Source organism: Actinoplanes sp. NPDC051633, assembly GCF_040681735.1.
Taxonomy (GTDB): Bacteria; Actinomycetota; Actinomycetes; order Mycobacteriales; family Micromonosporaceae; genus Actinoplanes.
On sequence record NZ_JBFAZH010000136.1, the window covers coordinates 1 to 10,881 of the forward strand.

Consider the following 10,881-nt stretch of genomic DNA (forward strand, 5'->3'; position numbering starts at 1 on the left):
CCGGCATCAAACGCATCATCGCCCTGGAGAACATGGTCGGCGACATGGAGCAGCGGGTGGCCGAGCTGGAGGCCCAGCTCGATGAGGCCTACGCCCGCATCGCCCAGTACGAAGCCATGGGTGCCTACCCGAGCCGGGATCTGGTGCGGCAGGAGCGCCCGTCCACCGCCCTGGTGGTCTGGCGTCCCCGCCGCCCGGGCTCGTAGGGGAGTTCGACCTACCTGCGGTGGAAGAGACCTAGGCGGCGCGGGTGACGAACCAGGCCGCCCTCGATCCACTCCTCGTACTCGAAGAGCTCGGGGCGGGTCATCAGCACCCGGCAGTTGTGCGCCCAGATCGACATGGGCTCGTCGCCGACCTCTTCGGCGCGCTCGACGTACTTCTTGAGCCGGCGCTTGCGCTGCGACGACGCGTTCGGCCGGACGCCGTCGGCGGCGTAGATGTACATGCAGTGCAGGGCGAAGCGGCGGGCCGGGCACTGCCGGTCCATGGCCAGCTCGAAGAGGGTGGGCCCGAGGACGTCGCCTGCGATCAGCAGGTCCCAGTCCGGTGGCATCGCGTCCAGCGGGACGGCCTCCGGGTGGTACGCCCAGGCCTGCAACTCGTCCGGCCGGGGGTCGACCGGGTTCGCGAATCCGAAGAAGGTCGATTCACGCACGCTCACGTTCGCCGCCTGTGTTTCTTCCGTCACACAAAACTGTCGACGGAACGGTAGCGCGTGCACGTGCATGTGCAAAAGTCTTCTCGTTCACATTCTGGTACCGGAAAGTAGCATTGCGCTGCGCGCTCACTGATCAAGTTCAGTCGGTAGCAGTCAGTGATCGAGCCGGGGAAGCCATCCGCCGGCGAAGGAACGCCTTGAACCACGGGTAATCCGGGATGCGGGCAAGCATCGGCCCGCTCACCACCGTGATCAAAACGTACGCCGTGGCCAGCGGCGCCAGTTCCGGCTCGACCCCGGAGGCGACCGCGAGGCCCGCGATGACGACGGAGAACTCGCCCCGCGGCATCAGTGCCAGGCCGGCCCGCCAGCGGCCCGGCATGGCGATGCCGGCGCGGCGGGCCGCCGCGTACCCGGTCGCGATCTTGGTGGCCATGGTGAGCACCGCGAGCCCGAGAGCCGGCAGGAGCACCGGCGGCATGTGGGCCGGATCGGTCGACAGCCCGAAGAAGACGAAGAAGACCGCGGCGAACAGGTCACGCAGCGGCGACAACATTTGTGTCGCATAGTGCGCAACCGGACCGGAGAGCGCGATGCCGACGAGGAACGCGCCGACCGCGGCCGAGACGTTGAGCTCGGCCGCCACCCCGGCCACGAACAGCGTCAGGCCCAGCACGCTGAGCAGCAGCGCCTCCGGGTCACGCACCGAGATGAAGCTGGAGATCGCATCGCCGTAGCGGATCGCCACGACCAGCACCGCGATCACGGTGACCACCGCGACGGCGAGCGCCTTGCCGCCGCCCAGCAGACCGGCGCCGGCCAGCACCGCGGTCACCAGCGGCAGGTAGAAGGCCATCGCGAGGTCCTCGATGACCAGCACCGAGAGGATCACCGGCGTCTCCCGGTTACCGAGTCGGCCCAGGTCGCCCAGGACCTTGGCGATCACTCCGGAGGACGACACCCAGGTGATCCCGGCCAGCACGATCGCCGCCTCCCAGCCCCAGCCGAGCAGGACGGCGAAACCCGCGCCGGGCAGCGCGTTGAGCAGCATGTCGAGCACACCGGCCGGCGCCGAGGCGCGCAGGTTGGCGACCAGCTCGCTCGCCGAGTATTCGAGGCCCAGCATGACCAGCAGCAGGATCACGCCGATCTCGGCGCCGATCTCGATGAACTCCTTGCTGGCGCTCAGCGGGATGAGGCCGCCCTGGCCGAAGGCGAGGCCGGCGAGCAGGTAGAGCGGGATCGGCGAGAGGCCGAAGCGCCGGCCCACGCGGCCGAGCATGCCGAGCCCGAAGAGCAGCGCACCGACCTCGATCAGGAGGATCGTTGTGGGATGCACCTGGGTCCGGCTCTAGTCGCTGTATTCGCCGGCGAAGATCGCGGACACGCCGCCCAGTCCCTCGCGGGTGCCGACGGCGACCACCACGTCATTGGCCTCGAAGACGAACGACGGCCCGGGGGAGGCGATCACCTCGCGGTCGCGCATCACGGCCACGATGGACGCGCTGGTCCGGGTGCGTGCCCGGGTGTCGCCCAGGCGGCGGCCGACGAACGGTGAACCGGCCGGCAGCGCGATCTGCTCGGTGAGCAGCCCGGCCGCCTGCTGCCGCAGCCCGGCGAGCTGACCCAGCATCAGCGAGGCGCCCAGGATGTCGGCCAGGGCCTCCGCCTCGTCGTCGGTCAGCGGGATCGAGGCGAGGCAGGAGTCGGGGTCGTCCACGTCGTAGAGCACGAGATCGCGGCGGCCGCTGCGGTGCGAGACGACGCCGAGGGTCCGCCCGGAGGACGTGACCAGGTCGTGCCGGACACCGATCCCCGGAAGTGGAGTCTGTTCAACCCGTGCGCGCACGGATCAACGCTAACTCACGGTCATGGCACCCGAGGTGACCGCCGCGTCCGCATCGCCAGGAGCAACACCAGGCCCAGCGCGCACAGAGCGGCGTTCATCGCGAACGCCCACCGGTAGTCGAACCGTGCGGCCACCCCGAGCAGTGGCCCGGCGAGCATGGCGCCGATCGGGAACGTGTTGGTGAACAGCGTCGTCGCCCGGCCCGGCTGGTCGGGCATCATGTCCTGCACGAAGCTGATGCTTGGCCCCGAGATGGCCGCGATGAACAGCGCGTTCACGATCTGGGCGGCGAGCAGCACCCACACCGCGCCCGCCGAAGCGGCGATCAGGAAATACACCACCCCGCAGGCGGCGCCGCCGACGATGATCGACCGGACCGGGACGCGCGTGGTCAGCCACCCCATCCCGAGCAGCAGCGGGATCTCCAGCGCCGCGCACAGCCCGAGGATCAGCCCCGCGTCGGAGACCCGGCCCCCGAGGTCCTCGCTGATGAAGAGCGGCAGCGCCTGCACACCGAGCGTGAGCGGGCACTGCAGCGCGGTGAACGCGGCGGTGATCAAGATCTGCCGGCCGCGTGACGGTGGCGGCTCGATCCCGGCGTCCGTCTCGCCGCGCACCCCGGCCGGGCGGACCTCGGGCAGGCCCAAGGCGGCCACCACCGCGGCGGTCGCATAGGTCGCCGCGGCGACGACGTAGACCAGCCGGAACCCGCCGGTCTCGATCAGCAGCGACGCCAGCGGGGGCCCGGCCACCCAGGCGATCGAGAAGACCGTGCGCAGCGCCGTGATGCCCATCGCGGCCCGCTCCGGCAGATCGCGCTGCAGCACCTCTCGTGCGTACGCGAAGCTCTGCGGGAAGAGCGACCCGGCGATCGCGATGGCGGTCACCTGCAGCGCGAGCAGCACCCAGTAGTCGCGGATCACCGCGGTCAGTAGGCAGCCGACCACCCCGATCACCGCCGCGCCGATCATCAGCTTGCGCCGGATCGGCCGCCGGTCCGACAGGCGCGCGATCCGGGACGCCACCAGCACACCGGCGAGCGGGCCTGTGATGAGGAACACGGTCACCTGGATCGGGCTGGCGTGCACCTCGGTGCTCAGGAAGAGCGACAGGAACGGGACGAACAGCGCCACGGACAGGCCGACCGCCAGGAAGGCCAGCCCGAGGGGGAGAAAGACCCGGACGAGGCCCGCCCGGGTCGTGGTGGCGGTGTCGGATCCCATGCGTCGCACGCTACGACGACCCCCCGACATTGTGTCGACGATTTAAGGTTGAGCGGAATAGGCTCAACTCTGCGAACGCTGCAACCGGTGGCCCAATCTCGATCAGGGGAGCACATGAACGCCGAACGTCTCACGACCAAGAGCCGCGACGTCATCACCGGAGCGGCCGCCGACGCCAACCAGCGCGGGCACGCCACCGTCGAGCCTTGGCACATGCTCTTGTCGCTGCTGGACACCGGCGGGTCGACCGCCCCGGTCCTGCTGCGCGCCGTGGGCGCCAACCCGGCCGACATCCGCCGGGTCGCCGCCCGCGCCCTGGAACAGCTGCCTTCCGCGCAGGGCTCCAGCCGGGCCGAGGCGAGCCTGTCCCGCGAGTTCGTCAACGCGATCGGCGAGGCCGAGCTGCTGGCCAAGCCGCTGGGCGACGAGTATGTGTCGACCGAGCACCTGCTGGCCGGGCTGGCCCGGGTCGGCGGCGCGGTCGGCAAGGCGCTGCGCGATGCGGGCGCCACCGAGGAGGCGCTGGTCGCGGCGTTTCCCGAGGTCCGCGGCGGCGACCGGCGAGTGACCACGGCCGAGCCCGAGCAGACGTACAAGGCGCTCGAGAAGTACAGCGTCGACCTGACCGCGCTGGCCCGCGACGGCAAGATCGACCCGGTGATCGGCCGGGACACCGAGATCCGCCGGGTCGTCCAGGTGCTGTCGCGGCGCACCAAGAACAACCCCGTGCTGATCGGCGAGCCGGGCGTCGGCAAGACCGCGATCGTCGAGGGCCTCGCCCAGCGCATCGTGGCCGGCGACGTGCCCGAGACGCTGCGCGACAAGAAGCTGGTGTCGCTCGACCTCGGCGCGATGGTGGCCGGTGCGCAGTACCGCGGCCAGTTCGAGGAGCGGCTCAAGTCGGTGCTCGAGGAGATCCGCAACTCCAACGGGCAGGTGGTGACCTTCCTCGACGAGCTGCACACCGTGGTCGGCGCGGGCAAGGGCGAGGGCTCGATGGACGCCGGCAACATGCTCAAGCCGATGCTGGCCCGCGGTGAGCTGCGGATGGTCGGGGCGACCACCCTGGACGAGTACCGCGAGCACATCGAGAAGGACGCGGCGCTGGAGCGGCGCTTCCAGCCCGTGGTGGTCGGCGAGCCGACGGTCGAGGACACCATCGGCATCCTGCGCGGGCTCAAGGGTCGCTACGAGGCGCACCACCGCGTGCAGATCACCGACGCTGCGCTGGTCGCCGCGGCGGCGCTGTCCGACCGCTACATCACCGACCGCTTCCTGCCGGACAAGGCCATCGACCTGATCGACGAGGCCGCGTCGAGGCTGCGCATGGAGATCGACTCCCGGCCGGTCGAGCTGGACCAGCTGCAGCGCCAGGTGGACCGGATGCGGGTGGAGAAGCTGGCGCTGGCCAAGGAGACCGACCCGGCCTCGGTTGCCCGGCTCGAGAAGCTCGACCGCGACCTGGCCGACCGCGAGGAGGAGCTGACCGCGCTGACCGCCCGCTGGGAGCGCGAGCGCGGCGGCCTCAACCGGGTCGGCGAGCTGAAGAAGCAGCTCGACGAGACCACCGCCGAGCAGGAGCGCGCGCAGCGCGACGGCGACCTGGAGAAGGCGTCGCGCCTGCTCTACGAGGTGATCCCCGGCCTCAAGAAGGAGATGGAGGCCGCCGCGGCCGCGGAGGAGGAGAAGACCGAGCCGCCGATGGTCAAGGAGGAGGTCGGCGCCGACGACATCGCCGAGGTGATCTCCTCGTGGACCGGCATCCCGGCCGGCCGGATGCTGGAGGGCGAGACCGCCAAGCTGCTGCGCATGGAGGAGTCGCTGCAGGCCAAGGTGGTCGGCCAGGCCGAGGCGGTGGCCGCGGTCTCCGGCGCCGTGCGGCGCGCCCGGGCTGGTGTGGCCGATCCGGACCGCCCGACCGGCAGTTTCCTCTTCCTGGGCCCGACCGGCGTCGGCAAGACCGAGCTGGCCAAGGCGCTGGCGGGGTTCCTCTTCGACGACGAGCGCGCGATGGTCCGCATCGACATGAGCGAGTACGGCGAGAAGCACTCGGTCGCCCGGCTGGTCGGTGCCCCGCCCGGGTACGTCGGTTACGAGGAGGGCGGCCAGCTGACCGAGGCGGTGCGCCGCCGGCCGTACAGCGTGGTGCTGCTGGACGAGGTGGAGAAGGCGCACCCGGACGTCTTCGACGTGCTGCTGCAGGTGCTCGACGACGGCCGGCTCACCGACGGGCAGGGCCGCACGGTCGACTTCCGCAACGCGATCCTGGTGCTCACCTCGAACCTCGGCTCGTCGGTGATCTCCGACTTCACGCTGAGCGAGGACGAGCGCCGCGAAGAGGTGATGGCGACGGTCCGCTCGCACTTCAAGCCGGAGTTCCTGAACCGTCTCGACGACATCGTGGTGTTCCACGCGCTGACCGCGCAGGACCTGGCGGCCATCGTGGACATCCAGCTCGGCCGGCTGCGCACGCGGCTGGCCGACCGGCGGCTCGCCCTCGAGGTCAGCGACGCCGCGGTGCACTGGCTGGGCGAGCACGGCTTCGACCCGGTCTACGGCGCCCGGCCGCTTCGCCGGCTGGTCCAGTCGGCGATCGGCGACTCGCTGGCCAAGGCGCTGCTGGCCGGTGAGATCACCGACGGCGACACGGTGCTGGTCGACCTGGGCGACGAGAAGGACCACCTGGCCGTCAAGCGGGCATAGCAGCGAGTGACATGGAAAGGGCCCCGGGGTACGAACCCCGGGGCCCTCTCGGTCAGTCCATCGCCTCCCGTTGCCGGTAGGCGTGTGTCATGAGGATGTCGGTGAGGAGATGGTCCCCCTCGTCGGAGAAGATCCTGATCCCGTCCCGGACGAGCTGATATCGCACGTCCTTGTATCGGGTCCTCGTGTCGTCATGGTGAACGACGGTCAGGGTGTCGGCGTGGGGCATGGGACTCACCGGTCCTTTTCAGGTCTGTGGCGGCCGCGGGGTGGTCACGAGCCCTGCCTTTAGCCCGGTCAGGGCGGTGGTGGGGCTGCGGACGGCGCAATCGGAAGTGCTTTCCGACTCGGTCTGCCTGCTCCGGGGCGTTTCTTATGCGCGGGCGGCGACTCGGTCGGGCACGGGTGGCCGCTGGAGGTCTCTGCTGCCAGCTGTGGGCCACGGGATGGAAGTGTAGGGGCCGGGATCGACTGGTGTCGCCCCCTGAACGAGCGACCTTTTCGGGCGAATGTCCTCCATCGTCACCGGATATTGCCATACGGGCACGGTTCGTGTAGCGAGGTCGCGGACATGGCACACGACCGATACCGTGAGTGGATCAACGAGGGGGGATCGTGGCTAATCCGACGTATTCGGCGCCGCCGCCGCACCAGCCGCAGGCGCGTCCCGGCACCGTCACCTTGTCGTCCTACCTGCTGTGGGCCGCCGCCGCGGTTTCGCTGATCGGCGGCATCCTGACGCTCACCACGGTCGGCAAGATGAGTGACGCCCTGTCCGACCTGTTCGCGGGCGGGTCGGCCGCCGGCACGGAGTCGATCATCGTCGGCGCAGCCGTCGCCGGCGTCGTGGTCAACATCCTGGTCGCCGCCGGCTTCGTCATTCTCTCGATCTTCAACAATCGTGGTCGCAACGGCGCCCGGATCACGACCTGGGTGCTCGGCGGGCTGATGCTGTGCTGCAGCGGGTTCGGCCTGGCCGGCACGGCTCTCACGTCGGGGATGAACGCCGGCTCCGGGGGCGGCCCGTCCCAGGAGGAGATCCAGTCCCGCCTCGACGCCGCGCTGCCGTCCTGGTACGAGCCGCTCAGCATGATCCTCACCGTGATCACGCTGCTGTCCATCCTCGGCGCCGTGATCCTGCTGGCGCTGCCGGCGTCGAACGCCTTCTTCCGCAAGCCGGCCGCGGGTGGGTTCGACCCGTCGCTGCCGTACCCGGCGTACCCGGGCCAGCAGCCGCAATATCCCGGCCAGCAGCCGTCCGGCCAGCCGCAGTACCCGACCTACCCGACCACCCAGCAACCGGGCCAGTCGCCGTACCCGCCGTCCGGGCCGGCGCAGTCCGGGCCGCCGTCCTATCCCCAGTCCGGGCCTCCTGCGCAGCAGCCGCCGCAGCCGCCGCCGAGTTCGGACCCGTGGGGTCGGCCGGAGGGTGAGCGGAAGCCGCCGTCGGATCCGACCTCCCAGCCTTGAGTGATCCGGTGCAGCGGTAGGTTCGTCGGCGACGGACCACCTCGGGAGTCTCGATGACCTACGCCGCCGCCCCGCCCGCTCCGCCCGCTGCGCCGGGCGCATCGCGCCGCCCTCTGACGGTGAGCCTCGCCGCCGGGCTGCTCGCGGTGATGGGCCTGGTCGGCCTCGGCTATTCGGTCGCCACGCTCGCCGTCACGCCCGGCGTGGTCGACCGCTTCCGCGACGCGGCCGCGGGCGGAGACGTCGACGGGTACGTGACCGGGGTGTGGATGCTCGCCACCATCGGTGCGGTGCTCGCCGTCGTGCTCTTCGCGCTCTACATCGTGCTGGCGTTGGGCCTGCGCCGGGGCGCTCGCGGGTTCCGCACCGCCACCTGGGTGGTGTGCGGGCTGGGCCTGCTCTTCGGCTGCGGGTCGGCGGCCACGGTCGGCGCGCAGCGCGTCGGCGACGGGGCTCCGGGTACGCCGGGATACGAGCTGTCCGCGGCCTATCCCGGCTCCTGGATCGAGATCAACGTCGCGCTCGCCCTGGCGCAGGCGCTCGGCTACGCGATCGTGGCCGGCTTGCTGATGGGCTCGGGGGACTTCTTCCGGCGGACCGGAGAGGCGACGTCCCGGCCGCAGGCGTATGTCGCATTGCCGACATACGGCGCCCAGCAGGCCTACCCGGCCGCCGCCCCCGCCCAGCCGCCCGCCGGCCCGACCCACCCGGCGGCTCCGGCTTTCCCGTCGGACCCCGGATTCCCGTCCGCGCCGGCGGTGAGCCCCGAGGACCATGCCGCGTGGTCGCGTCCCGAGCCGACGGTGGTGCAGCCGCCGCCCGCCGGAGGGACCACCGAGGGGACCACCGACGGGTCCGGCGGCGGTGACTCGGCGCATCAGTCGAGCTAGTGCGCGTGTCGGCGGTCACCCGACCGGGTACGACCATCGATGGGCGAGGCTCACCCGAACGGGTAGCGTTGAACGCCGAGGATGCGTTGGTTCAGCGCCGACCGGCCGTGTCGAGCCCGGGCATTTAGCCAAGATTTCGGTGACGTATGGCCAAACGTGGATTCGAGAGGCATAGATGCCTCTTCAGCGGTGATTGGCGGCCCGGTCCTGCCAGGGGCCGCGCAACTCGGGCGTTGAGCTGCGTCGATCCCTCACGGATCAACCTAAATCGACACTCAATCAGTAAACAATACTTCCAATATCCGGGTGCAACGTCGATGGTCAATAGTTCCTTTTCCGCCCCGGCGGGGCGGAACGGCCCGGTTTGAAAGTGCCAGTACGCTCGAAAGCAGGGAAGGCGCTACGACCTGCGTAAATTCACCGACGTTCGGTCGTTGCACACAGTCGTGGCGTGCTTTCATCGGGTCCTGAAGGCAGGGGACGGCGACGGTGCCGGCGCAGCACCCAGCCGGTCTTCAGGATGCGGGATGGCGTAGGGCCACCTACGGCAGCGGCGCCGTACGGATCGACGAATCGACAATGTGAAGCGTCTCACTCCGAGGTGGCGGATCGAGCGCTTGACGAAGTTGGACAGCGACCAAGCGGCGACTGAGGCGTTGCAGGAGGCAGAGACCGAAGTCGGTGTCGGAATTGGTGGATCGGTAGTCGATCGGAACCCGTGCGGGCGACGGGCAGTCGAACCGATAGGCCAACCCGGTGATCGACGTCGGCCTTACGGCCCGAAAGTCAGCCGGTTCGTTCCTGCATACATGCAGGAGAATCGATGCAGTTGGTGGAAGGATGGAGATCGTGGGAACTGCGTTGGCGGAAATGACAATGCCTCAAATCTCGCCGCTTGCGGGCGAGCCAATTGAACGAGCCGATGCCGAGCGTCTGGCGGGAGTGCTTAAGGCACTCGCCGACCCGGCCCGGCTGCGGCTGCTGAGCCTCATCCAGTCCGCGACGGATGGCGAGGCTTGCGTGTGCGACCTGACGGCCCCTCTGGGCCTCTCGCAGCCCACGGTGAGCCACCACCTCCGGATCCTCACGGAGGCCGGCCTCCTCGAGCGTGAGAAGCGCGGTGTGTGGGCGTACTACCGCCTCGTGCCGACGGCGATCGCGACGATTGCCGACTTGCTGACCCCGCCGCGGAAGCGGGCCACCAAGAAGGCGCGCTGACCAGCGGACAGCGCCCGCCTGGCGTCACCACGTCAGAGGCGTGACGCCAGGCCCGAGGACACAGGTCTGGAGTTGATCGGGTGAACTACGTCCCCGGCGATCTGCGCGATCAGCTCGCGCACGTGGGATACGACGTGGTCCAAGCCGGTCTGGTCTGTGGATCGGGTGGCAATCTGTCCGCCCGGATCCCGGACGAGGACGCCTGCTGGGTCACCGCACGCGGTGCCTGGCTGGACCGGCTCAGCCGCACCACCTTCGCGGCGGTACGCATCGCCGACGGCTCGCCCGCAGTCGTCGGCCAGGCTCCGGTGTCCGCGATGCCCGCATCGCGCACCGAGCCGACCAGCGAGCTCGCGCTGCATCTGGCTCTCTATCGCGCCAGAGAGGACGTCAACGCGATCGTCCATCTGCACCCGCAGACGGCGTTGCTGCTCGACGCCCTCGGTGAGCACATCCGCATCGTCACCACCGACCACGCCTTCTACCTGAGGCGGGTGTCGACGGTGCCGTTCCGGGTGCCCGGCAGCACCGAGCTGGCCGCACTGACCGCGGCGATGGCCGCCGACGGCACCGACTGCCTGGTGCTCAGCCAGCACGGCTGCGTGGTCATGGCGGACACCGTCGAGCTGGCGCACAAACGGGCGCGCAACCTCGAGGAGGCCGCGCTGCTCACCTATCGTGCGCTCACCGCCGGCCGGCTCGAGGGCCTGCGGGAGTGCCCGGAGGAGTTCCTGGACCGTCTCCACTCGTCAGAGGTCGTCACCGTCTGACGCGATCCCCATGGAGAACGCCCACCCTCGCGGTGGGCGTTCTCTATTTCAGTGCCGCCGGTGCTCCTCGATCTCCTCCTAGACCGCGTGCGCGATG

General features: G+C 70.1%; 10 protein-coding genes and 1 pseudogene. 6 read left to right on the plus strand and 5 right to left on the minus strand.

Features of this window, described 5'->3' with window-relative positions; genetic code table 11:
* A pseudogene (locus tag AB0M20_RS10970) lies at nt 1-206 on the plus strand (MerR family transcriptional regulator); the annotation flags it as partial.
* 11 nt (nt 207-217) lie between these two features.
* Here the strand turns inward: AB0M20_RS10970 and AB0M20_RS10975 are convergent.
* From AB0M20_RS10975 to AB0M20_RS10990, 4 genes are all read right to left on the minus strand, one after another.
* A complete protein-coding gene (locus AB0M20_RS10975) occupies nt 218-664 on the minus strand; it encodes a hypothetical protein (RefSeq protein ID WP_364296799.1) in 447 nt (148 codons plus the stop codon).
* A gap of 136 nt (nt 665-800) precedes the next feature.
* Nucleotides 801-2,000: a cation:proton antiporter gene (locus tag AB0M20_RS10980; protein ID WP_364296801.1), complete on the minus strand. Its 1,200-nt coding sequence runs from the start codon at nt 1,998-2,000 to the stop codon at nt 801-803.
* A 12-nt stretch (nt 2,001-2,012) separates the two neighbouring features.
* Complete coding sequence (locus AB0M20_RS10985; protein WP_364296803.1) at nt 2,013-2,510, minus strand: cation:proton antiporter regulatory subunit; 498 nt, start codon at nt 2,508-2,510, stop codon at nt 2,013-2,015.
* A 20-nt stretch (nt 2,511-2,530) separates the two neighbouring features.
* On the minus strand, nt 2,531-3,733 hold the full coding sequence (locus AB0M20_RS10990) for a sugar efflux transporter (RefSeq protein ID WP_364296805.1): 1,203 nt from the start codon (nt 3,731-3,733) through the stop codon (nt 2,531-2,533).
* A 114-nt stretch (nt 3,734-3,847) separates the two neighbouring features.
* Here AB0M20_RS10990 and clpB point away from each other — a divergent pair, with 114 nt between their 5' ends.
* On the plus strand, nt 3,848-6,436 hold the full coding sequence (gene clpB / locus AB0M20_RS10995) for an ATP-dependent chaperone ClpB (RefSeq protein WP_364296807.1): 2,589 nt from the start codon (nt 3,848-3,850) through the stop codon (nt 6,434-6,436).
* A gap of 52 nt (nt 6,437-6,488) precedes the next feature.
* On the opposite strand, the gene AB0M20_RS11000 is transcribed toward clpB, so the two are convergent.
* A complete protein-coding gene (locus tag AB0M20_RS11000; RefSeq protein ID WP_364296809.1) occupies nt 6,489-6,665 on the minus strand; it encodes a hypothetical protein in 177 nt (58 codons plus the stop codon).
* Nucleotides 6,666-7,051: 386 nt separating this feature from the next.
* Between AB0M20_RS11000 and AB0M20_RS11005 the strand changes: the two genes are divergently transcribed.
* The 4 genes from AB0M20_RS11005 to AB0M20_RS11020 all read left to right on the plus strand — a co-directional run bounded on the left by AB0M20_RS11005 (nt 7,052) and on the right by AB0M20_RS11020 (nt 10,784).
* Complete coding sequence (locus AB0M20_RS11005) at nt 7,052-7,906, plus strand: hypothetical protein (RefSeq protein ID WP_364296811.1); 855 nt, start codon at nt 7,052-7,054, stop codon at nt 7,904-7,906.
* A gap of 53 nt (nt 7,907-7,959) precedes the next feature.
* Nucleotides 7,960-8,796, plus strand: coding sequence for a hypothetical protein (locus AB0M20_RS11010; protein WP_364296813.1), 837 nt, complete (start codon nt 7,960-7,962; stop codon nt 8,794-8,796).
* A gap of 840 nt (nt 8,797-9,636) precedes the next feature.
* Entirely contained in the window at nt 9,637-10,014 is a 378-nt protein-coding gene (locus AB0M20_RS11015; RefSeq protein WP_014440216.1) for a metalloregulator ArsR/SmtB family transcription factor, read from the plus strand.
* 80 nt (nt 10,015-10,094) lie between these two features.
* Nucleotides 10,095-10,784, plus strand: coding sequence for a class II aldolase/adducin family protein (locus tag AB0M20_RS11020; protein ID WP_364296815.1), 690 nt, complete (start codon nt 10,095-10,097; stop codon nt 10,782-10,784).
* Nucleotides 10,785-10,881 lie beyond the last annotated feature (97 nt).